The sequence below is a fragment of the Ruminococcus sp. RTP21359st1_H3_RTP21359_211015 genome (genome assembly GCF_040909065.1).
Taxonomy (GTDB): domain Bacteria; phylum Bacillota; class Clostridia; order Oscillospirales; family Ruminococcaceae; genus Hominimerdicola; species Hominimerdicola aceti.
Genome location: NZ_JBDGDD010000020.1, coordinates 1 through 23606, shown reverse-complemented (window position 1 = coordinate 23606; position 23606 = coordinate 1). Strand labels below are relative to the sequence as shown.

Below are 23606 nucleotides of genomic sequence, written 5' to 3'. Positions count from 1 at the left end.
AATGTATTTCACCGTGGAAGAAGAAAACCTGATCTGTCTGTACCACAACGCCGACCGCCGCAGGACGGCGGCAAATCTCCGGGCAGCTTTGCCGGACATGGACAAGGAAATGGCAGCGCTGGCCTGCCAGACCGCCGATAAGCTGGACGCCATGAGCGACGCCGACTTTGCGGCGCAGCGGTTCCACTTCACAGACGAATAAGCAAAATGCCGGGCGCGGAGGCTGCCAAAGCCTCTGCGTCCGGCATTTTTATATAATCTCTGCCAAAAGTCAAACTCCATAATACATCTGAATTGCATTTCCGATGTATTCAGCACAACCTACGCCATACTGTTTATCAGTTGCTTCTGCTAATTTTTCATGTGCCAGATATTCTTTTGCCAAATCGAGAAGAATGTTTCTTGCGTTATCCAAATGAAACCGCTTTTTGTAATTTTCAGCAAGCATGACAACGGCTTCTTTTGCTAACTGGTCATTGTTTTCCTTTTTTGCAGACATGAACTGCTTATAAATTTTATCGTTTTCATCCTGTTCAGGCTTGAAATTATCAGCCTTTCCAGTAGGCTTCAAAATCGCTTCCATTGCTTTTTCTTTGCTTCCATACCATTTAACCAAATCTGCCATTGCCTGTTCATTTGCAAATCCGCTTGCTAAATATTCTCTGTATTTTTCTTTACTTCCATATTTAGCTACTTGCTCATCAAGTACCTCTTTAGACATAGTTGCTAAAGTGTGGTCTAACATTTTTTGAATATCGTCATTGTTAAATGCTTCAAAGCTCATGGTATTAACTCCTTTCATGACATCTGTTATCAGCTCAATAATTCCGTTTAGTCGGTTGCGTTTTCTTTCCAGAAAACTCTTTTGAGTTAATAAAACCTGTTCTTTATCATAATTTGGATTCTCCATGATTTTTTTTATGTCCATCAACGGAATTTCCAACTCTCTAAAGAACATAATTTCTTGTAATTGTTCCAGTGCTTTATTATTATAAAGCCTATAACCGGATTCAGTTAGTTTTGTCGGTTTCAATAAGCCTATTTCATCGTAATATCTAAGTGTCCGTATGCTTATTCCGGTTATATCCGACACATCTTTTACTGTTTTCATGTATCCTCCTTTCGCTTTAAGCGTAAACCCTTACGCCACGAGAGAGTCAATATTAAATTTTCTTTTTGCAGGAAAATTGTAACAAGAAGCTTATTTGATTATAGCATTGTCCAAAATAAGATTCTATGTCGAACTGTTTTTCTATGTATCTTCACTACACAAAATAATTCAGCCGGGACAAAGAACTGAAAAGGTGTCTTTGCCCCGGCGTTCTTTTTTGTCCATTTTCCCGCATTTAGAACCCTGTTTTTGGGGGAACAGGATAACTTTATCCACCTGCCTGCCGACCATGCGGAAAAACCCTTGATTTCCGAAATGCTTCCGAACTTTCTTCAATTCATTGCTTCCCAAAATAGTTGATGTTATAATTGCAAGGAAAACAACTGAATAAAAGTGTCTTCGGGGCAGGGTGAAATTCCCGATTGGCGGTAAAGTCCGCGAGCGTAAAACGCACGATTTGGTGTAATTCCAAAACCAACAGTATAGTCTGGATGAAAGAAGATATGGTTAGATTTCCGCAGATTTTGAGAGGGTTACTTTCTTTTCTGTGGCCTAATTATAATGCTAACACCTGAAAGACATTTTCTTTTGGGTGTTAATTTTTTGCCACGGAGGAAAGCAATTATGAACAGTAAAACAAAAAGAATCACAGTTATTGGTATGCTATGTGCGATCACTTATGTCACTATGGTTGTTGGCAGGATTCCTATTATTCTATTCTTAAAGTATGATCCATCCGATGTTATTGTAACTTTGGGCGGCTTTATTTGGGGGCCGATGACTTCCTGCATTGTATCTGTTATTGTAGCAACCCTTGAAATGATTACAGTAAGCGATACCGGAATATTAGGTTGTATTATGAATATCGTACAAACACTATCTTTTGCGTGTACGGCATCTGTCATTTACAAAAAAAAGCACACTTTATCTGGTGCAGTGATTGGTCTGGCATCAGGATGGCTAATAACGGTTATCGTTATGCTGTTGTGGAACTATTTGGTAACGCCGCTTTATATGGGGTATCCAAGAGAAGCAGTTGTAGAATTGTTACTTCCTGCCTTTCTTCCATTTAACTTATTGAAAGGTGGGTTAAATGCGTCCATTACATTTTTACTGTATAAGCCCATAGTTACCGCTTTGAGAAAAAGCGGATATGTTGCTACTTTGGAAAATGAAGCAAGACAAAAGCATACTGGTCTGCTTATGCTGGCAAGTTTTATTATAGTAACTTGTGTTTTGATTATCCTGTCAATGAATGGGATTATATGAGGATTGAAATGAAAGAAAAAATAAATGAGCCTATTTGCACACTAACAGGGATCGTTATACATGGCCGAGGTATTGGAAAGCATGTGGGGACACCTACCGCAAACATAGAAATAGCAAAAAATACATTTTTGCCAAAGACAGGGGTGTATGTGGCAGATATTCTTTTAAGTGACAAGATATATTATGGTGTTACCCATATTGGGACACGCCCTACACTTGATAATGATAGCTTTGTTTCAATCGAAACACATATTTTTGATTTTGATAAGGATGTATATGGGTGTACGATAACTGTCAACCTATATAAGAAATTGAGGGAAGTTAGAAAATTTAATGAATTATCCTTGCTGCTTGAACAAATTGCGAATGACCGGACAATGGCACAAGAATTTTGGGGATTAAAGCAAACAAATCACACCTTATACATTGATGTTAACCGGCATTGTGTAATATTAGAACAGCAGGAAGTTTATTTATCAACAAACGAATTTGAAGTCCTTTATTTGTTACTGCAATCTCCTCAAACCACATTCACAAAAGAACAGATTTATGAACAGATTTGGCATGAACCCACAAATAACCATTTGCACGCAGTAGAAAACACGATTTTTCAAATACGAAAAAGGTTAAAACCATATTGCAAGGGACATGAGTATATAAAAACAGTAATTGGCTATGGTTATAAATTTAATTCCGAATAAGATGTTATTTAAGTATTGCGTTGAAAAATGCCGGGCGCAGGGGCTGTATTGCCTCTGCGTCCGGCGATTCTTTTTTGTCCATTTTCCCGCATTTAGAACCCCGTTTTGAGGGGAACAGGATAACTTTATCCACCTGCCTGACGACCATGCGGAAAAACCCTTGATTTCCGTGGACTTTTACCGCCCTAAATGCGTAGACAGGAGGTATCTTTTCCGCTGGCGTTCCGCCTCTTTCTTCCGGCGCACCTGCACCGCACAATCCGGGCAGTATTTGGCCCGGTTGGAGTTCGGCGTAAACGCCGCCCCGCAGACGGCGCAGCGTTTGATCTCGTCCCGGCTTTTGGTGATCTCGGCGCATAGGGCCGCGTCCAGCGGCAGGACGGCCACCTTGAACCACCGGCACAGCAGCGAATAGGAAATACTCTGCACACAGACACATTCCTCCCCATCGTCCAGCAGGAGGCAGTTTCCGTTACAGTAGTTGCAGCACTCATGGGTGAGCCTGCGGGCCTTGCGGTATTGGGGGTAACTCATTCTCGGTATGTTCATCGTTCCTGCGTATGCTCCTTTCCCGGCGCTGTCCGCAAAATGCTGTCTACATTCTGTTTGACAATGCCGTATTCTTTCAATTTCTGTTTCGCTTCGCTGTACTGTGCGGACAGCCGTTCCCGTTCTGCGTCCAGCTTTTTATACTCGGTTTTGAGGGCGTACAGGTTGGGGAGCTTTGTGACCCCGGCCTCTTTGAGTGCCTTTGCCGCCGCCTCATACAAGATCAGTTGGCTTTCATGCTGCCGCCGGAATGCGGCCTTGTCTTTGGCATTTCGCAGTTCCAGCGCCACAGGCCGGAGCTGTTTGTAGGCAGAGAGGTTTTTTATCAGCAGCGCCATATCCCCAAGGCGGCGTTCTGCGTCTTTCAGGGCGGAGGCCGCCGCGTCGTTTGCCGCGCTGATCTCGGCCAGCCTGCTTTCCAAGCCCTCGTAGCTGTCGATCTGGTGTTCTGTGATGAAGTTTAAGGAATTGGCGGCCTGCTTCAAGTTGTGCAGCTTCGCCCACCGCGCATAGCCCGCCGACTGCTGGGCCTTGATACTGTCCTCCAAGGCAATCCGCAGGGAGATTTCCCCGGCGCTTCTTCTGCGCGGCCCCCGGTCAATGGCAATGCCCTTGATCCGCTGGGTGATCCGTTCCTCGGTGTAATCCTCCCCCAAGGTCTTGCAGCGGGTGAAGCGTTCCTGTCCGGGGGCGCGGAATGAAATAAACTTGCCCTGTTTGACTTCATAACCCTGCGCCTCCATGAGCCGCAAAAAGCCGTCAAAGTCTTTGGCCTGCGGAATGGCCGCGTCGATGGCGATTTTCAGTTTTGCTTTCCAGCTCTTGCCCTTTTTCTGTGCGTCCCACTCGGCGTAGGTCTTGCCCTTGTCTTTGCCGGGCTTTACCACAGACAGGCCGTGTTCCTTGCACAGCCGGTCGCTGGTTCGCCGGATAAAGGCGTAGCTTTGGCGGGTGGAAATGTACTTGCGCTGGTTCGCCATATCCACGGCGCAGAAAATGATGTGGTTATGCAGGTGGCCCTTGTCGATATGGGTGGTAATCACATAGGGATATTTACCTTGCAGCACTTCATCGGCAAGCTGCCGCCCGATCTCATGTGCCTGCTCCGCCGTGGTTTCCCCCGGTTCAAAGGCTTGTATCAGGTGGTGGGCCAGATTGTTGCCCTTTTGGTACGCCTGATCTAACAGCATTTGAAATTCAATATCCGCCGTTTCATAGGAACAGCCATAGGAAGAAACGAACAGCTTTTCATCGGTCTTGTCCGGGTTCTCGATGTAGTCCAGCGCTTTTTTCAGCGTTGACTTGATAGGATGGATCTTTGTAACTGCCATATCTGTGCCAGCGCCCCCTTGATGTCCTCCAAGTCCTGCGCGTACACAGTCCCGGTACTGTTGATACGCCTTGCAATCTGGTTGATGTTGACGCCGATCTTTTGCAGCTCTGCGGTCTGCGCCCGGACAGGGCCGGTGTCGATATGGACGATATAGCCGTCAATCAGCATTTTCCGGGCGTAGGCAGAAAAGTTCTTTGTGCCAAGCTGGGCCATCTTCTGCTGGATCAGCGCCCGTTCCTCCGGCGTCACCGGGACGCGCAGCACAAACTTCCGTTTTCGGTTTGCCACTTTCTCACCTCCATTCATTCAGGGGTTTGGGGACTTCCCCAAGATACAAACGGGAAGCCGTTTGCCGGGAGTGTGGCTACACTCCCTATGCTTGCTGTCTTTGTTCTTCTTCCCCTAAAAAGCGTTCTGACCCCAAGGAAATACCCGCAAAATCCCGGTTTGTTCTGAAAACCGCAAAAAAAAGAGAGGGCGCAGCCTTGCGTCCTCCCAAAAACAAAACAGAGGGTTGTCATGCACCCTCCGTTTCGTCATTCTTCTGTTGAATTTGAATGGCCCCGTCAATCGCGCCCTCGATGATCGGCAGAAATTCTTCCGGGCAGAGTTTCAGCTTGTGGCTGACCCGCTGCCGCTGTGCGCTTTCCTCCCGCATGATCTCCGGGTTAAAATACCGTTCCACGGGAAGCCCGCAGATTTTGATAAGCTGTATGATAACCGGCAGGCTGGGAATCGTGCCGTCATTTTCGATGTTGGCAAGATAGCGCCAGTCGATATTGACCTGTTCCGCCAGCGTCTTACGCGATAACTGCTTTACTTTCCGCGCCTCTTTTACATCTGCGCCGAAAGTTTCAAAGCCGGGACAATCTTTGATATTTGCCATATAGCACCACCCATCTACATTGTATATTTCATATTTTCTCAATGGAATGTTGCTATATGCAGGAAGATTAAACTTTATAATTCATATTTTCCGCCTTGTACTGAAAAGCGGGCTATCCTATAATAAAGAAAAAGCACTTTTTTGAAAAAATCCGTCCGCTGTAACATTTCGCGGACATTTGCCTGTTATACTATCTGCAAAAAGCAAAGGAAGTGAGAATATGAAGCAGATTTTAATTGTCGAGGACGACAGTTTTTTGAATAAGATGTTAGACTATAACCTGACCGCAGACGGCTACGGCGTGACTTCTGCCCTAAATGCCAGAACCGCAGCCGAAGCCATCCGCCAGCGGGAATTTGATTTAGTGCTGCTGGACATCAACCTGCCGGACGGGAACGGTTTTGAACTGTGCAAGCTGATAAAGCCCCAGCACCCGGACACTATTGTAATTTTCCTGACCGCCAACGATCAGGAGAGCGACCAGATACGGGGCTATGAGGTGGGCGCGGTGGACTACATCACAAAGCCCTTTGTGATCGGGGCCTTGCAGCGGAAAATCAAAGCCATGTTCGCCATGCTGGAACACCACAAACCGGCCAAGGACATTTACGACGACGGGCGGCTGTTTCTGGACTTCTCGGAGCAGACGGCTTCCTTAAACGGCAAGCCCCTGACCCTATCCCCGATGGAGTATAAAATGCTGAACCTGTTCCGCAAAAATCCCCGGCAAGTGCTGACCCGTGGGCAGCTTTTGGAAAAGCTGTGGGATATAGACGAAAGGTTTGTGGACGAACATACCCTGACAACCTCCATCAGCCGGATTCGCAGCAAGATTGAAGCCGACGGCGGCGCGCCCTACATCAAGACCGTTTACGGCATGGGCTATCAATGGACGGGGGGCGAGGCAAAATGAAGTTTAAGAACCTCTCGGTAAAGCGGCTGTTTGGCCGGGTGGCAATGGGGCTTGTCCTCTCCATGTCAGGGATCACCATAGCCCTTTTTCTTGTGACAAAACAGACGGCGGTGCTGCTGACAGGCGGGGCGCTGCTGCTGTGCGCTCTTGTGGGGATTTTTGTACTGACGCAGGCGTTTGGAAAGCGGCTGTCGCAGTTTACCGCTGACCTGTGCCAGACTTTAGACCACATGATCGCCGGGAATGAAGCACCCCAGCGGCCAGAGGACAGCGAAACCCAGCTTGCCAGAATCGGACACCGGCTGGCAAGGCTTTACCAGATCATGCAGGAGAACAGCCGCCGGGTGGACGAGGAACGGCAGGAGTTGCAGACCCTTGTATCGGATATTTCCCATCAGGTGAAAACGCCGGTAAGCAATCTGAAAATGGCGACGGACACCCTGCTGGAAAAGCCTATGACCGAGGCGGAGCGCACCGACTTTATCCGGGGAATCCGCAGCCAGACGGATAAGCTGGACTTTCTCTTTCAGGCCCTTGTGAAAACCTCACGGCTGGAAACGGGCGTGATCCAGTTGGATAAGAAACCGGGTTGCCTCTTTGATACCGTGGCACAGGCCATGAGTGGGATCGTGTATGCAACGGAGAAAAAGGAAATTGCTGTGTCCGTGGACTGCCCGGAGGATTTGACCGTTTCCCATGACAGCAAGTGGACATCCGAAGCCCTCTTTAACCTGCTGGACAATGCGGTGAAGTACACCCCGGCAGGCGGAAAAATTGCTGTGTCGGTGGTGCTGTGGGAAATGTATGTGGAGATCAAAGTGACCGACACCGGCAAGGGCATTTCCGAAAGCAATCAGGCCGCCATCTTCCGGCGCTTCTATCGTGAGGAAGAAGTACACGAACAGCAGGGCGTGGGCATTGGCCTGTATCTGGCCCGCGAGATCGTAACGCGGCAGGGCGGCTATATCAAAGTGGTTTCGGAGCCGGGCAAGGGTTCGGAATTTTCCATTATGCTGCCTACAAAATAGAACGCGGCGGACGGCCATTTCCGGCTGCCCGCCGTAAATTTTTTTGAAATGTCCGAGCGTTGTAACATTTCACCCCGATTTTCAATGAAATTTTTTGGCCGCTGTAACATTTCGCGGACATTTGGGTTTTACAATAGCCTTATCAACAGGCAGAAAGCCTTGAAAGGAGTTTTGAGTATGAGCGTTTTACAGACGATTGATCTGAAAAAGTATTACGGTACAGAGCCAAACATTACCCGCGCCCTTGACGGCGTGAACTTCTCCGTGGAGGACGGCGAATTTGTGGCCGTTGTGGGAACCTCCGGCAGCGGCAAGTCTACCCTGCTTCACATGATGGGCGGGCTGGACACTCCCACCAGCGGAACCGTGATTGTCCGAGGCGAAGAACTGGCAAAGAAGAACGACGAGCAGCTTACCATCTTTCGCCGCCGCAACATCGGCTTTATCTTCCAGAACTATAACCTTGTTCCCATCTTGAATGTGTATGAGAACATCGTCCTGCCGGTGGAGCTGGACGGGGACACGGTGGATCAGAAGTTTTTGGACGAGATCGTTCACCTGCTGGGGCTGGAAGATAAACTGAAAAATATGCCGAACAATCTTTCCGGCGGCCAGCAGCAGCGTGTGGCTATCGCCCGCGCCTTGATTACCAAACCGGCTATCGTGCTGGCCGACGAGCCGACCGGCAACCTTGACAGCAAGACCAGCGCCGAGGTGCTGGGGCTTATCAAGCGTACCAGTGCGCAGTTCCGGCAAACTGTTGTGATGATTACCCACAATGACGACATAGCCCGTCTTGCAGATCGGATTGTCCGCATTGAGGACGGAAAGATTGTGGAGTAAGGAGGTGGCAGGCTATGACATGGCCTTTTGAAAATGATACCAGCGCCATTACAAAGAAGCTGGCAAACAGAAGCATTAAAGCAGATAAGCGAAGAAACATCTTTATTATTGTAACGATTGCTTTTGCTGCCTGCCTTATGACCGTTCTTGCGCTCTATACATTCGGAAAATCACATGAATTGAAAACATTCTTACAGGGGCGCTACCAAGCGGCAGTTATTGATGTGGATTTGGAAACAATCAATGATTTAAGGCAAGATTCCAACATTGAAATGGTAGGAACAGAGGCTTTAGTTGATAGTTTCCGTGTTGATGATTATACATTGAATGTTAATTTTCGGGACAGCAATAATCTGTATTTGTATTCCACAGAATTTGTTGGGAACTTACCTGATAAGGAAAATGAAGTTGCAGTTTCGGAAGCCTATTTGAAACATATTGGCCGCCCTGTTGAATTGAACCAAGAAATCGAATTACCGTTGCAAAATGGGAAAAATGCAAATTTCACGGTATGCGGTCTTTTACATGACGATGGTGCAAATAGGCGGTATCAAGTATTGGTATCTGATTCTTTTCTGCAATCGTATTTTCAAGATCACATCCCTTATAATGCTACACTACGGATAATGGGAAGCGGATCATTCAAAGAGGACGAATTGAAAAATTTGATTAAATCCTGTTTGACCCCTTATGGAATCAGAGAAGAACAGATCGCTTATAGTTCGTCTTACTTTGATAGTGTTGATAACTCAAGCCGAGATATGCTGGGCGTAGCGGCAATTAGTATTCTAATTGTGATTGCCTGTTCCACCGTTATATACAGCCTATTTTATATTTCAGTCGTTGGGAAAGTTAAAGAATATGGCCGTTTAAGGGTAATTGGCATGACCCAAAAACAGATTAAACGCATGGTAAAAAGAGAAAGCTGGCAATTATCCCGCACTTCAATTCCATTAGGGATTGTAGTTGGCTGCTTAATAGGATATGTGCTTGTACCCAAAGGTTGGAATTGGCTTAATACATTGGCAATTATCGTTGTTATCTCCATATTGACTGAATTATCGGTTGTTCTATCAATTCGCAAGCCGATTAAAATTGCAGCAAGCATTTCTCCCATTGAAGCTGTACGCATATCAACGACAACTGAAAACGAAAAGTTAAACACCAAAAAATTAAGGAGAAAACTAACTCCTGAAAATTTGGCTAAAATCGGTTTTATGCGAAACCACAAAAAAGTGATTTTGACTTTAATATCATTGGGATTTTCAGGAATTTTGCTGATGAGTGCAGCAACATTTCTGGCTTCTATTGATGAAGAAGATATGGCCCGACAGTCATTTGGTGATAAGGAATTTTTGATTACACTTTCCGATGAATATAGCGGCAATTCCTTGAAAGATAATCCACTGGACGATAGCATGATGAATCTTTTGACAGATTCTCCATATATCACAGATGTTAAATCTATAAAGGGATGTTCCGCAGACATTTTGCTTCCAGATAAAAAAGAACCGTCCTCGTTCCGTGAAATTATAGGATTGTCGGACGATGAATTTTCCGGCTTATCGAATAACCTATTATCAGAGGAAATAAGCTACCAAGAACTTGTCGGGAAAAATGGTATCTTAATTGATGACACAGCCGGTATGCTAAAGTCATGGGAAGATTATAGTGTTGCTTTAGGAGATGTGGTAACAATAGTATCTGCTTCTGGAAAGAAAATCGAATTATCTGTCGTCGGAACTATTGACATGAGCGATACGGACTACAACGGAACATATTTCTTTGTCCCGGAAAATGTACTATCCGAGATATATCCAGAGAAGAAGAATTTTAATACTGAATTTGTTATAAATGCAGATGTAAACCAGCTTCCTGCGGCAGAAAATGTTGTCTTAAATGCAATCGGTGACAATCCTGATATTCAATTTAATAGCTTTGATGACGCACTATCTTCCATAAAAATGCACATGACAGGGTATCAGATTCCGATCTACGGGTTAATTGCTTTTATTGCAATTTTCGGTATTATCAACCTTTGCAATACCTTGATGACGAACCTTGTATCCAGACAACAAGAATTTGGCGTATTGCAATCTATCGGTCTATCAAACAAGCAATTATATAAGATGTTGAGAATGGAATGTTTGTATTATGTGTTTGGGACAATGGCAATAACATTTATTTTCGGCACAGCAGCAGGTTATATTCTATGCCAGATATTTAATCAAGTTGGAGTGTTCGGAAAATTGCATTATACTTTCCCATTCTTGCAAGTGCTTCTATTTTTTGCAGTCCTCGTAGTAATTGCATTGATATATTCGACTTTAGCCATTCGCTATTGCCATAAGCAATCTCTTGTAGACCGCATTAAGACAATGGAATAACCTTTTGGGATCGGCGGGGCGGCGTGTGCTGCCCCGCTTTTTTCGCCATTTCTCAAAAAATTTTTGAAATGTCCGAGCTTTGTAACAATTCAGCCTGTTTTTCTGTCGAAATCAAAGTCACCTCGGACATTTGTGTAACATTTGTAGTTTATGCTTGTGGTAAATCAATATTGGGGGTGAGGACACATGAAAAAGATACTGCTGATCGACGACAGCGACACCTATACATGGTGTCTGCAAAAATACTTACAGCACCGGGGCTACCCGGTAAAAACGGCTTGTACGCTGAAAGAAGCGCGGGCCGCCATCCAAGAGGAAATGCCGCTGGTGGTCTGCTGTGATCTCGACCTGCCGGACGGTTCCGGCATGGACTTTCTGGACGAGGTGCGGGCACAGATAAGGAGCTGCCTTTTATTCTGGCGTCCTGCCATAACAAAGAGGACTACGAACAGGAGGCCAAGCGTCGGGGCGCGACGCTGTGCATGGACAAAATGAAAGGGCCGCTGTTGCAAGATAAGCTGGTGGAATACGCCTACCGGCAGTTATCCGGCGAAAAGGCCCCGACTTTTCACAAGCTGCTCTTTGTCCATGTGGAAGATACCAGCGCCGAAGTGCTGCGGGCTGCTATGCTGCAAAAGGGCTTTGACCTGATTCTGGTTTCCTCGATTGGGGAGGCCAAGCGCCGGATTTTTGAGGATAAGGAAATTGAACTGATCTTGTGCGATCTGGAACTGCTGGACGGCACAGCAATGGAGCTGTTTCATACGCTGCGGCGGGTGGCAGGGATGTTCCAGATGAAGAATCCCCCTGTCCGGCTTCTGCCGTTCTTTATCCTCACCGAGAACAACGACCTTGCCACGGAATATGAATACCGGCATGAGGGCGTGAACGACTATATCACCGCCCCGGTCAATATCCCGGAGCTGATCCGGCGAGTTCTGTTCTTTGTGGAATGAAACGAGCCTACATATTCAAACATCTGCCTCCACAGCGGGGAAAAGAAAAAAACCGCTGACGGGCAGAGGATTTCGTGCGCTTTCCTGTATCACTGACGGATACGGCGGTTTTGAGTAGATCAAGGCCGCCGTTTTTTTGCTTCGACGACCCCTGCACCGTGTTCTGGCATGGCGGCTTTAGGAGGGAGCCGCTATGCAACGAAAACTACTTCGACAAAATCCGACAGGGATTAGCCTGTCAAAAAAAGCCGTCCCCCGGCAGCGGGGACAAGCGGCTGTGCGTATGTACTATACCATGTAGGAAAAGAACATATTGCTTTTTGTTTCGCCCTGTGGGTCTTTGACCTGCCGGGCGAATTTTGTTGTTTCCTGCGGTCTGCTATCTGGCGCAAAAAGAAATTTCAAAAAAGTGAAAAAAGGAGGCGTTTAGCGGGCAGCCAGAGAGATTCCATTCGCTCTATTGGCGGAAAGGGAGAGAACCACCACATCCCCCACAGAAAGGGGGTGAGAAGATGGAAGCGATCCCCCGCAAATACGGTGAATGGGGCCAGTTTGACCGCTACTGCAAGCTGGTTCTGTACCATGAGGCGATAGATTATCTGCGGGAAATGAAGTGCCGCCGCGACCGTGAAGTGTCGCTGGACGCTCTTTCCCCGGCTGATTGGGACAAGCTCTCGACCGTAGATCGGTATTCCTGCGACAGCTTTATATTCAGTTCGCATGGCTATGACCTACATATCGACAACGAGCTTGTGGCCGAGGCATTTGCCAGCCTGCCAAAAGACGAGCAGAGTATTTTGATTCTCCGCTTTGTTCTGGATTTGACTGACGAAGAAATCGGCCGCCTGATGGGAATGTCCCGCAGCGCAGTACAGCGCCACAGGACAAGCACCCTAAAAGACCTGCGTATAAAATTGATGGCGTTCATGCCGGAGGGAGGTTAAACGCGGATGAAGCAATCCAGTTACAAGGGCAAAAGCCCTCTGCCTGATTTTGTGATCGACGCGGCCTGCGCCGGTAACGCCGAAGCCGTGGAGCGTGTCTTGCAGCATTATGACGGCTATATCAATAAGCTGTGTACCCGGACGCTCTATGACGGCAGCGGCCAGCCTCATATCTGCATTGACGAGTATATGAAGCGCCGATTGCAAATCAAGCTGATCCATTCCATCGTTAGTCCCATTGGCGACTGACGATTAAGGCCCCGGCCATAGACAGGCGGCTTTCCCTTTCCCCGCCTGCCTGTTTTCCCGGCGGCCCCTTTGCTCCTTGACAAATACGCCCGCAGGACAATGGCGGCGCGTCATAGGGCAGACGGATACATTCTGTCTGTGCCGAGCCGGGCGGCAGGTGCGCCAAGAGGCTTTCCCTCATTGGGGTAAGCGGAGCGATTTTACCGGGTCGTAAAGCAGGTGTGGCAGCCTGCGGGCGACGACGCGCAGGCAGGACAATGATACGCCCTTGCCGTCGTAGTCCGAGCGTTTGAAGCGTCGCAGGCAACGAGCAGGGCCGCGTGAGAACCACGCGGGGGTGAGATTCCCGTGGAGCTGTGCCAGCAGCCGTCCGTTATTTTCTGCCCACTTTCGCAAAAAACAACCTTTGTTTTGAAAAGAAAGGGGGCCATGTTATGAGTAATAACGATGTGCCTATTTGGGAAAAATACACGCTCACCATTGAGGAAGCGTCCAAATATTTTCGGATCGGGGAAAACAAACTGCGTCGGCTTGCCGAGGAAAACCCCACCGCTGGCTGGGTGATCTTAAACGGCAACCGCATCCAGATCAAACGGAAGCAGTTTGAAAAAATCATTGATTCCCTTGACACAATATAGTGAAAAAGGGCCTTGCGCGTGTTATAATAGGTTATAAGCGTGTCAAGGCTCTTTCCGTCATGGAAAGGAGCATGACGAAATGCCAAGAAAAGAACGAGATGAAAAAAGACGGGACAACAAAGGCCGCCTTTTGAAGTCTGGAGAGAGCCAGCGATCAGATGGAAGATACGCTTACAAATACATTGACACCTTTGGAGAACCCCAGTTTGTTTACTCATGGAAGTTAGTACCTACCGACAAAGTACCTGCCGGGAAGCGGCCCTGTCTTTCCCTGCGCGAGAAGATCAAGCAGATACAGAAAGACCTTGACGACGGGATAGACACCATCGGCAAGAAAATGACCGTGTGCCAGCTTTATGAAAAGTACACCCGGCAGCGCGGGAATGTGCGGAAAGGAACCCAAAAGAGCCGCCAGCAGTTGATGAAACTTCTGTCCGAAGATAAGCTGGGCGCGGCCAGCATTGACAGCGTAAAGCTGTCCGACGCGAAAGAATGGGCCTTGCGTATGCAGGAAAAGGGAGTTGCCTACAACACCATCTGCAACAGCAAGCGTTCCTTAAAAGCCATCTTTTATATGGCCGTACAGGACGACTGCCTCCGCAAGAATCCCTTTGACTTCCCGATCAATGAGGTTATCAACGACGATACCGTACCAAAGGTGCCGCTTACCCCTACACAGGAAAACGAGCTTTTGGACTTCATGCAGAACGATTCCGTCTATGCCAAGTATTATGACGATGTGGTGATCCTGCTGGAAACCGGGCTTCGTATTTCCGAACTCTGCGGCCTGACGCCCGCTGACCTGAATTTTGAAAAACGCTTTGTAAATGTAGACCACCAGCTTTTGAGAAGCACCGAGGATGGCTACTATATCGAAGCGCCAAAAACAGAAAGCGGATTCCGTCAAGTGCCCATGAGCGCAGCCGCCTATGAAGCGTTTGAGCGCGTGTTGAAGAAGCGCAGGGACGGCAAGGGCATTGAGGTTGACGGTTATAAGGACTTCCTGTTCCTGAACCGGGACGGCCTGCCCAAAACCGCCGTCAACTATGACGCCATGTTCAAGTGCCTTGCCAAGAAGTACAACAAGTGCCACAAGGAGCCGCTGCCCGATGTGATGACGCCGCACACCATGCGGCATACATTCTGTACCAGAATGGCAAACGCGGGCATGAACCCCAAGGCGTTGCAGTACATCATGGGACACGCCAACATTGTAATGACGCTGAACTATTACGCCCACGCTACTTTCCATTCCGCACAGGAGGAAATGGAACGGCTGCAAGCCAAGGCAAAAACCACCACAGAGGCCAAGCCGGAGCCTGCGGCGGAAAGCGCCGAGGAAACCAAGGCGGCATAAGTAGTACGCAGAATTTACTACTGCTTTTACTACTTTTGAGAGTGAAAACATAAGGGGTAATAAAAAGATTTGTGAGGTTCTTCCGATATGAAAAGTGCCGGAAAAGCCCGAAGTAACGGGCTATACCGGCATATAAGAACATCTAAAGAGATAATTAGAAATCTATTAAATGATTCTGTGAACAATTTGATTTGCTTTTGCTGTCGCCCACAGCGGCTCAAAAATCGCTTGTGTGTGGTTTTAGCATTATGGGTGGGGTAATGATACCTTAACTTACTTTAGCCCAAAGCTGAGTAATTTTTGGACTTCTTATCTGTTATTATGATAATATAATGAATAGAACTTTCAAACGTATGCTGCTTTTTACTGGTTAAGTCTTAATATATTCTGCGTTTCAAGAACTGTAAAATATATACTTCTCTTTCTGTTATAAAGTATAACTTAGTTGTAATCCTTAAAGGTATAGCATATTGACACAGACCCTATAGCATTTGATTCGCAACAGGACGGATTCTTATTATAAAGTTTGGCGGCCTTCTCTCCTGTAACATATTTATCATTTTGTAACTGAACAAGAGCGGCTTTAATATAATATGTTATGACATTTGTATATTTGCACAATTAGAAACATTTTACGTCTTACACTAGTATAGGGGAAGTAATTAATGCTTTAACAACTACTTTTATAAAAAGTCTTTTGACTTTTGTATTGTTGTACAGAATTAGTGAATTAACATATGTTTTATTTGTTTTTTATAATTTATTTTAATGAAAAATAAACGTATAATAGTTTTTTTCTATAAAAACATAAGTATCTTTTTCACTTTATTATAATGACTTTATAAATATTAATTATTGTTATTGTAATATTTATATAAATATGATATAATTTTCAATGAGGTGGAACATTATGCGTTTAAATGTTGCTGTGTGTGATGATGAAAGAATAATATGTAATGAGATAAAAAATCGTTTGTATGGAATGTTTCCTGATTATTTAGTTGACATTTATGATTCTGGCACGTCTTTGTTGGAATCTGGCAAATATTATGACCTGATTTTTTTAGACATAGAAATGCCCAATATGAATGGAATGGTTACTGCGGAGCAGTTGCGAGAAAAAGATCATGGAGAATATATAATATTCCTTACCAGTCATTCTGAATATATGCCTAAGGCTTTTAAAGTTAAAGCGTTTCGTTTTCTAGAAAAACCTATTGATGGAATGAAATTTTTTGAGGCATTAAGTTGTGCCGAAAAGGAGATCTTGAGTAATGAAAAAATTGCTATTAAGGAAAAGGGGCGTACTACTCTTGTAAGCTATAATGATATAGTGTGCATCGAAGCATACGGAGATGGTACTTTTGTATATACAAAGTATGGGATTGTCGTTAGTCTTAAATCATTGAAATATTGGTCCGATAGATTGGGCAGTGAACATTTCTATCAAGTTCACAAATCGTATTTAGTTGCCTTTCGCTATGTGAAAAATATATATGCGACAACAATAGAATTGCATTATATGAAAGAGAGGGTACCAGTTTCAAGAAGAAGGCTGTCACAATTTAAGCTGCTTTTTTATGATTATGTAAAGCGTAATTCAAGATGTTTATGAGGTTTTTATGGAAAGAATTTTGTATAATGCAGCGATGTACATTAGTGAGCTGGTAAAATTATGTGTTGCTGTATCGCTGCTTTTCTGCATTAAGTTGAAATCAAGAATGCATACTATGGTATGTATTACGCTATTTATACTGACTATATCTCTTATTTCGTCTTTTTGTGATCCGTATAATTTAGGACCATTTTTTGATGCTATGGTTATTCTTTGTGTCATTCTTTGTTTAAAAAATAAACGGCAGACAGGAATGGTTATTTTAATATATATTTTTATATGTTTACTTGATATGGTTGTTGGTATTTTTGCTGCAACCATTGGTGTTATGTCTAAAATTCCCAACAAATTTTCTATATCTGAGTTGGGTTTGAATTGTGTATCAGGATTTTTAATTGCAATATTATCGTTTATAAGAATGAAAATACTAAAAAAAGCCGTACATATAGATTTTTCTACCAAGCAAATAATTTTGATTATAATTGGCGGTTGTTCTATTGGCGTGTATCTCTCGTCTATAATGCTGTTTATGATGGATCAAAATTATTCTTTATATAAGAGCATAGCTGCTTTGGCTTTAAGCATGAGTAGTATAATTTTTATTGTAATTTGTTTTTTATTGATCTCAAGCCATAATAAAAACAAATATTTGAAAAAGGAAACTGAAGTAACGCAAAATTTATTAAAAGCTCAGAAAAAATATTATATTTCTCTCTTAAAAAAAGATGAAGAAACCAAACAGTTCCGTCATGACATAAAAAATCATCTGTATTGTATGAAAATGTTATGTGAAAATATGGAATTAGAACAACTTGGCGACTATTTTGACAAAATGAATATAGAACTGAATAAATTAACTTCAAACATACATACAGGAAGTAATTTGATTGATGTAATAATAGATGATATTCGTGGAAGATATCCAAGCGTAGAGTTTAAATGGGAGGGTCACATTGAAAATGATCTGAGATTATCTCAAATGGATCTGTGTACACTTTTTTCTAATCTGATAAGTAATGCTTTTGAGACTGCTGAGTTTTGTAATGATAAGCGTGTGAATATATGCGTGAAATTTTTGGAGTCAACTTTGTTTATAAATGTTGAAAACACTTATTTTAAAGAGCCAATTATTAAAGACAATGAATTTATCAGTATAAAATCAGGAGAAGGACATGGGTATGGGATGCAAAATATAAAGGAATGCCTAATAAAATACAACGGACATATGGACAATGATTATTGTAATGGTATCTTTATTACTGATATAGTGATTCCGAATGCCATATAATCATAATAAATAACACCGTTCACCCTATAAATGTAACCGTTCGCCGAGAAAATATTGATTATTTTGTCACATAATGATATATAAGATTTTGGGGGTAACTCCTAAATCTTGTTTTCGGTGGTGATAAAATATGTTCTACATAATAAATTGGTGGAGATGGATTTGGAGAAGATAGTTTCAAATGCCAGAATCATTAGTATAATTTGTGCGTTTTAAAGTTAAGTGAGGCGGTTATTTTATGAAAAATGTAGGTAAGAAAATCTTTGCATGCTGTGGGGCTTTTTTAATGGTAACAGCAATGTCAATTACAGTGTTTGCAACGACATTAACTGGAAGTAGTTTGGGACATAAAAATGATAAATGGGAGTATGGTATACACTATAGTTTGTTAAGGTTTGATAAGGAAGAACAGTATTCTTATTTTTATTGTAAGGATAAAAAACATACTGCCACAGCAATACAGAAATCGAGCAGTAAAAAGTATATGAGCAAAAAAACTGCCGATAAGGGTAAAACTGCTAAAGCAGAAACTGGATATCATAAGAATTTTACCGAGTGGAATTCTTACTACAACCACGTTTAACCACACGATAGGGAGAATGCGTTAACATTCTCCCTAAATTAATGATATTCAGAGGGATAGCATGAAGATCAAATATAGTTTTATAGTAATCTTTGCATTTACTGCAATATTTATATTTGCGAATTGTTTTCTAAACTATGACAATCTATTTTATACTTCAATGATTCATATAGGTGAATCCGAATCATCGGTGAAAGCTGTTTTTTCGACTGATATTAAATCTAAAGAAGAAATATATGAAATTCTAACAGTCGTTATGAAAAAATATTCGGCTAACATTTATTGTTCTAATATCGATAATATAAAAGGTAAAGACTACTATGTGAAAAATATCTATGTCACAAATTTCAGTACATTTCAAGAAATCAAATTGGATAGTGGAAGGTTCTATAATGCCAATGAGATCGATTCGGATTATTTTCTTTCAACTGATCGCACAAATAATAGTAATCAAATCGGTGTTGTATCAGCGTTGAATAAAAATAAGGGATTTATGGTCAAAACACTTAGACAATATTTTAGTGATAATAATGCCCCCCTTGATAAAACATATGTCATCGAATTAAATGATCATAGCGACCTGAATGATATAAAAAAAGAATTAAAGCAAGAAGGTATCGTATTAAGTTATCAGTCCAATGATTTTAAAAATGCAAAACAGCCCTCATATTATGTAGCCGTCATAATGGCATCAACTTTAATTTTAGTCTTTCTAATAATGTATGATTTTATAAGATCATACAAAAAGATAGGAATAAAAAAAATGTTGGGCTATGATTTTAATACTATTTGGAGTGAAAGTGTTCCTAAACTTGTGATATGTCAGTCTGTAGTTTTTGCAATAACGGCACTGATTTTTACCTCAATTTTAGTTCCTGGATTTAATTTTGCTTGTGTTGGCTTTTTGAAAAAATTATTTTTTTGCTATTTGGCTGTTACGATAGTCACTCTAATTATCATCAGTCTGCCATTTATTTTTGTTAAGTATGTTTCTTTGAGCGGTGTAATAAAAAATCAACGACCATACAGATCGTTAATAGTTTTTAATAGCTTTTTGAAATTCATATCTTTTACTTCAGCCATTTGCGTGATGTGTCTGTCGATAACGGATTTAAATAGCTTATATACTTTGAGTTTAGATAAATATTCAAATTGGAATAAAACCAAACAGTTTGCGTATGTATCGGTTATGGAGATCCCGAATGAAAGTGATTGGACAGGAGAAACGGACGAGGATATTGAAAATTTTAAAGAAATTTATAAGATCATGAATGCAAATGGATCTGTTTATGCTGATTTTTCAATTTATTCTCCTCTTTATGAGGAAGACAGAGAAAATGGTGAGTTCCCTGTTAATATTAGTGTTAATGTCAATCCTAACTATCTTAAACTTTTCCCTGTATATGACAAGAATAACCAAAAGATAGTCATTTCTGAAAATGAAAAAAGCTGTGTTGTGCTTGCTCCAGAAAAATATAAGAATAAAGAGGATAAGATCCAGGAGTATTATAGTGAGTATGGTTTTACAGGAAAAGCAAAAGTAATTTGGTATAAGGATTCCCAATCGTTATTTACAGTTGCTTTAGATTGTGGCGATAGTAAAAACACTGTGAAAGATCCTGTCATTAATGTGCTTACAGAAAATAACGGTGATCCTATAGACTATTCAATGATACTTGGAGAAACAGGAGGCCCATTTAAAATAAAGGTAAATGATTTTGAGAATGCGACTGCTGAAATTGCAAAAGTTTGCAGTAAGTTTTACGATGAGAGTGAGGTAAGATTCCCTGCTACTGGCGTGTATCAAGCTATTGAGGAACAAGTAAAAGAGTTGAATACAAAACTTATAGTTCAGTTTTTAATGTTTGTAGCGTTGATAATAATATGTTTTTCAGCAGTTATTCAAAATGTTATTGCATACATGGAGCAGCACCAAAAGGAACTGGCGGTAAAGAAAATAATGGGCTTTAGATTTAAAGAAAGATATATTAATTATTATGTTGGCATGGTATTTCTTGATGCAAGTTCATTTATTGTGGCTCTTTTGATCGATCGTAATTTTATTGAAACAGTATTAATATCAGCAATACTAATAAGCATTGATGTAATTTTCTCCACATTATATATCAAGAAAAAAGATAGAATTGATATTATAAATGTTGCAAAAGGTGGTTGATTATAATGATAGAGATAAAAAACATTACTAAAAAATATGATGACAGAGTGATCTTTAAAAACTTTTCGCTAAAAATCAATGATGGTGAATTTGTTGTAATTACTGGTAAAAGCGGCTGCGGAAAAAGTACATTATTAAACATTATAGGTTTGTTGGAAGATCCGGACAAAGGGAAGGTAGTTATAGATGGTGAAAAAATTTTGTCTTCCCAAAGCAAGAATGCTGTCAAGGTAATTAGAAATAAAATTAGTTATGTTTTTCAGAATTTTGCACTTGTTGACGAGGAGACTGTTAAATATAATCTTATGCTTGCATTAAGATATGTTAAGTTAAGTCATAAAGAAAAGGAAAATAAGATCGCCGATGCACTGGCGAAAGTTGGTCTTTGTGGGTATGAAAATAAAAAGATATACCAGTTGAGTGGTGGAGAACAGCAAAGAGTTTCACTGGCACGAGTGTTTTTGAAACCTTCAGAAATAATTTTAGCGGATGAACCGACCGGATCGTTAGACAAAGAAAATGCAGCCATAGTTATCAATATTCTAAAAAGAATTAATCGTGACTATGGGAAAACAGTTTTAATAGTTACACATGATGAAAATTTAAAAGAAATTGGAGATAGGATAATCGACCTGTCTTAGTTACGCATATGGTTGAGCAAGGTTATATAGATTGCTTATGATGGTGCATTAAAAAATGATCAGTAATTTAATGGAGTTAATAAATTGGGAAGGATGTTATAATGAGTAACGAATCAACAATACAAGTGGAAGAAAAGGATATTTGTAAAAAGAAAAGTGTCTTTGATACAATAAAGTCGGATAAAAACAAAAACTATAGCTCATATGCAGCGTTGATAGGTGTTTTGCTGACCATATCAGGAATTATAGTAAAAGGTATATCAGCAATAGTTATTGAAGGATACAATAGTTATTTCTCGATTAATGGATCATATTCCAAAATAAGCGAGGCCAATATTTTTTCAAATTTATTTGATTTGCTTTTTAAAGGTTTGATTTTATTGCTATTTAATTATTTTATGGGATACATAATAATAAGGACACATGGCTTTTGGAAAACAGTTCGAAATGTGGTTTGTATTTATCTTGTAACTATGGTTGCATTATTTATATTTGCCTGCGTAATACTGGATTATAATATAATCAAAATATGGAAGGATGTAACAGCGTTAGAAGTATTAAAGTGTTTACGCTCGTTATTTATATTATGTACGGCCATTTATTATTTTGGTTTATCAATAGGAATTGCTTTAAAAAATCAAAAATTTTTTACTAAGCCTATCGATAAAGCCGTAGATATGGTAGATAAAAAGACAAATACAAAGAAAACTGGCAAGAAAGTAATAATAGCTTTAATTGCAGTTTTTGTAATAGTTCAGACATTCTGCTTTTTTAAATTGGGTGAATCATTCGCTGCTTTAAAACGCGACTATAGACTCATAGACAACAACACAAAAGTAATATTAGCTGAAAAAGATGGAACGTATCTATGTGCAAATTGTAAATATGATGAAAAAAGCAATTATTTGGAGATATATTCTTCAAAGCAAGTTTGTATTGATACGGAGAATGTGGAAATGAATGTTATTAATGTCTTTGGTGTGAATGTTGATAAAGGAAAATAGATTAGAATTTAAGCTACTAATGTGCTTATTTTATCATTAGGCCATTTTACCAAATCTATTTAGCTATATTTTCCATTGACTTTTTAGAAAAAATCGCATATAATAGTATTAACAGAACCCGACACGCCTCTTAGCAATGCGTACCACGTCGGGTCGTTTAATTATTAGGGGATTTTTTTATGCAGCTTAAAGAACAGCAACCATCAATGAATGTTGATCAACAAATCGAGAACTTGAAAATGCTTGGGTTGAGAATTGTCAATGAAGAATATGCACGTCGAATTCTTAATGATATTTCATATTTCCGCTTGATAAAAGCATATGGCCTTGGACTAAAAGGTAAAAATAAAAATTTTGATGGTTCTATATCCTTTGAACAAATCGTTGAGTTATACCTGTTTAACGCCAACTTCAGGCAACTCTTATTTACTTGGATAGAGCAAATCGAAGTTAATCTCAGGTGTAGGGTAGCTAATCATTTCTCACATATTTATGGTGTACTAGGATATGAAGATCCGGATAATTTTAATGATTCTGGCTATCACTATGATTTTCTTTGTGAGATAAAAAAGGAAATATCCAGAAATAGCAAAGTCCCTTTTGTTAAGAATTTCAAAAATAATTATACTGACGGCAAAATTCCGTTTTACGCTTTGGTGGAGCTGTTCAGTTTCGGTACGCTCTCAAAGTTTTATAAAAATATGAACCCTCAGGACAAAAAAGCCGTTGCAACGTTGTATGGCGTGGGATATACTTATCTTGAAAGCTGGGTCGAACACATTGCTTTTGTGCGGAATATTTGTGCACACTATGGACGTTTGTATAATGTTAATCTTGCTAAAACGCCAAAGCTATATAAGCAATATACAGAAAAGGGGATAAGCAGTATCCGTGTATTTGCAACTCTTCTTTGCATAAAACATCTAATAACTAATGATCAACATTGGACAGCGTTTGTGGACAAACTAGATAAACTTTTTCACAAGTACCCTCACGTTGATAAAAAACTTATGGGATTTCCAGATGATTGGGTTAACATATTGAACGAATAAACATTGAAAGGCGCTGTAAAAAAACGCGCAATAAAAAAAGACTGCAACCACCCTTAAAAGGGTAGGAAAGCAGTCTTTTTTGT

The 23606-nt window shown here is 41.7% G+C and carries 23 protein-coding genes, 1 pseudogene and 1 riboswitch; of the genes and pseudogenes, 19 read left to right on the top strand and 5 right to left on the bottom strand.

Features of this window, described 5'->3' with window-relative positions:
- The first annotated feature begins 1 nt into the window (after nt 1).
- Nucleotides 2–202 carry a transposon-transfer assisting family protein gene (locus AB5Z01_RS09345; protein WP_003509281.1) on the top strand — a complete coding sequence of 67 codons (201 nt, stop codon included), beginning with the start codon at nt 2–4 and terminating at the stop codon, nt 200–202.
- A 69-nt stretch (nt 203–271) separates the two neighbouring features.
- On the opposite strand, the gene AB5Z01_RS09340 is transcribed toward AB5Z01_RS09345, so the two are convergent.
- Nucleotides 272–1111 (bottom strand): MerR family transcriptional regulator, encoded by an 840-nt coding sequence (locus tag AB5Z01_RS09340; RefSeq protein WP_368365486.1) that lies wholly within the window; start codon nt 1109–1111, stop codon nt 272–274.
- A 391-nt stretch (nt 1112–1502) separates the two neighbouring features.
- A riboswitch (FMN riboswitch) is annotated at nt 1503–1618 on the top strand.
- A 117-nt stretch (nt 1619–1735) separates the two neighbouring features.
- On the opposite strand from AB5Z01_RS09340, the gene AB5Z01_RS09335 reads away from it, so the two are divergent.
- Nucleotides 1736–2380: an ECF transporter S component gene (locus tag AB5Z01_RS09335; protein WP_069423984.1), complete on the top strand. Its 645-nt coding sequence runs from the start codon at nt 1736–1738 to the stop codon at nt 2378–2380.
- 8 nt (nt 2381–2388) lie between these two features.
- Nucleotides 2389–3081 carry a riboflavin kinase gene (locus AB5Z01_RS09330; protein WP_368365485.1) on the top strand — a complete coding sequence of 231 codons (693 nt, stop codon included), beginning with the start codon at nt 2389–2391 and terminating at the stop codon, nt 3079–3081.
- 177 nt (nt 3082–3258) lie between these two features.
- On the opposite strand, the gene AB5Z01_RS09325 is transcribed toward AB5Z01_RS09330, so the two are convergent.
- The 4 genes from AB5Z01_RS09325 to AB5Z01_RS09310 all read right to left on the bottom strand — a co-directional run bounded on the left by AB5Z01_RS09325 (nt 3259) and on the right by AB5Z01_RS09310 (nt 5849).
- Entirely contained in the window at nt 3259–3630 is a 372-nt protein-coding gene (locus AB5Z01_RS09325) for a cysteine-rich VLP domain-containing protein (RefSeq protein WP_006060486.1), read from the bottom strand.
- Nucleotides 3627–4961, bottom strand: coding sequence for a relaxase/mobilization nuclease domain-containing protein (locus tag AB5Z01_RS09320; RefSeq protein ID WP_368365484.1), 1335 nt, complete (start codon nt 4959–4961; stop codon nt 3627–3629). The genes AB5Z01_RS09325 and AB5Z01_RS09320 overlap by 4 nt, the downstream gene beginning before the upstream one ends.
- Nucleotides 4922–5251, bottom strand: a complete 330-nt coding sequence (gene mobC, locus AB5Z01_RS09315) for a plasmid mobilization relaxosome protein MobC (protein ID WP_002566656.1) — start codon at nt 5249–5251, stop codon at nt 4922–4924. Before mobC ends, AB5Z01_RS09320 begins: the two co-directional genes overlap by 40 nt.
- 229 nt (nt 5252–5480) lie before the next feature.
- Nucleotides 5481–5849, bottom strand: a complete 369-nt coding sequence (locus tag AB5Z01_RS09310; RefSeq protein ID WP_004070797.1) for a helix-turn-helix transcriptional regulator — start codon at nt 5847–5849, stop codon at nt 5481–5483.
- 220 nt (nt 5850–6069) lie between these two features.
- Between AB5Z01_RS09310 and AB5Z01_RS09305 the strand changes: the two genes are divergently transcribed.
- From AB5Z01_RS09305 to AB5Z01_RS09230, 16 genes and pseudogenes are all read left to right on the top strand, one after another.
- The gene (locus AB5Z01_RS09305; RefSeq protein WP_154253023.1) at nt 6070–6762 is read left to right on the top strand and encodes a response regulator transcription factor; all 693 of its coding nucleotides are present in this window, start codon (nt 6070–6072) and stop codon (nt 6760–6762) included.
- On the top strand, nt 6759–7790 hold the full coding sequence (locus AB5Z01_RS09300) for a sensor histidine kinase (RefSeq protein ID WP_368365483.1): 1032 nt from the start codon (nt 6759–6761) through the stop codon (nt 7788–7790). Before AB5Z01_RS09305 ends, AB5Z01_RS09300 begins: the two co-directional genes overlap by 4 nt.
- 177 nt (nt 7791–7967) lie before the next feature.
- Complete coding sequence (locus AB5Z01_RS09295; RefSeq protein WP_368365482.1) at nt 7968–8633, top strand: ABC transporter ATP-binding protein; 666 nt, start codon at nt 7968–7970, stop codon at nt 8631–8633.
- 14 nt (nt 8634–8647) lie between these two features.
- Complete coding sequence (locus AB5Z01_RS09290; protein WP_368365481.1) at nt 8648–11020, top strand: ABC transporter permease; 2373 nt, start codon at nt 8648–8650, stop codon at nt 11018–11020.
- Between the two features lie 186 nt (nt 11021–11206).
- Nucleotides 11207–11976 (top strand): annotated as a pseudogene (locus AB5Z01_RS09285) (response regulator).
- 512 nt (nt 11977–12488) lie between these two features.
- Nucleotides 12489–12920: a sigma-70 family RNA polymerase sigma factor gene (locus AB5Z01_RS09280; RefSeq protein WP_005947719.1), complete on the top strand. Its 432-nt coding sequence runs from the start codon at nt 12489–12491 to the stop codon at nt 12918–12920.
- A 6-nt stretch (nt 12921–12926) separates the two neighbouring features.
- Nucleotides 12927–13169, top strand: coding sequence for a helix-turn-helix domain-containing protein (locus AB5Z01_RS09275; protein WP_004611627.1), 243 nt, complete (start codon nt 12927–12929; stop codon nt 13167–13169).
- 434 nt (nt 13170–13603) lie between these two features.
- Nucleotides 13604–13807 carry an excisionase gene (locus tag AB5Z01_RS09270; protein ID WP_009296579.1) on the top strand — a complete coding sequence of 68 codons (204 nt, stop codon included), beginning with the start codon at nt 13604–13606 and terminating at the stop codon, nt 13805–13807.
- A gap of 79 nt (nt 13808–13886) precedes the next feature.
- Nucleotides 13887–15164, top strand: coding sequence for a tyrosine-type recombinase/integrase (locus AB5Z01_RS09265; RefSeq protein ID WP_368365480.1), 1278 nt, complete (start codon nt 13887–13889; stop codon nt 15162–15164).
- A 910-nt stretch (nt 15165–16074) separates the two neighbouring features.
- On the top strand, nt 16075–16779 hold the full coding sequence (locus AB5Z01_RS09260) for a LytTR family DNA-binding domain-containing protein (RefSeq protein ID WP_332008759.1): 705 nt from the start codon (nt 16075–16077) through the stop codon (nt 16777–16779).
- A gap of 7 nt (nt 16780–16786) precedes the next feature.
- A complete protein-coding gene (locus AB5Z01_RS09255) occupies nt 16787–18067 on the top strand; it encodes a sensor histidine kinase (protein ID WP_368365479.1) in 1281 nt (426 codons plus the stop codon).
- Nucleotides 18068–18305: 238 nt separating this feature from the next.
- On the top strand, nt 18306–18650 hold the full coding sequence (locus AB5Z01_RS09250; RefSeq protein WP_195220691.1) for a lactococcin 972 family bacteriocin: 345 nt from the start codon (nt 18306–18308) through the stop codon (nt 18648–18650).
- Nucleotides 18651–18711: 61 nt separating this feature from the next.
- Nucleotides 18712–20826 (top strand): DUF1430 domain-containing protein, encoded by a 2115-nt coding sequence (locus tag AB5Z01_RS09245; protein ID WP_195220692.1) that lies wholly within the window; start codon nt 18712–18714, stop codon nt 20824–20826.
- A 5-nt stretch (nt 20827–20831) separates the two neighbouring features.
- Nucleotides 20832–21467 carry an ABC transporter ATP-binding protein gene (locus AB5Z01_RS09240; protein ID WP_195220693.1) on the top strand — a complete coding sequence of 212 codons (636 nt, stop codon included), beginning with the start codon at nt 20832–20834 and terminating at the stop codon, nt 21465–21467.
- 101 nt (nt 21468–21568) lie between these two features.
- Nucleotides 21569–22471, top strand: coding sequence for a hypothetical protein (locus tag AB5Z01_RS09235; RefSeq protein ID WP_195220694.1), 903 nt, complete (start codon nt 21569–21571; stop codon nt 22469–22471).
- A 179-nt stretch (nt 22472–22650) separates the two neighbouring features.
- The gene (locus AB5Z01_RS09230) at nt 22651–23523 is read left to right on the top strand and encodes an Abi family protein (RefSeq protein ID WP_332008755.1); all 873 of its coding nucleotides are present in this window, start codon (nt 22651–22653) and stop codon (nt 23521–23523) included.
- Nucleotides 23524–23606 lie beyond the last annotated feature (83 nt).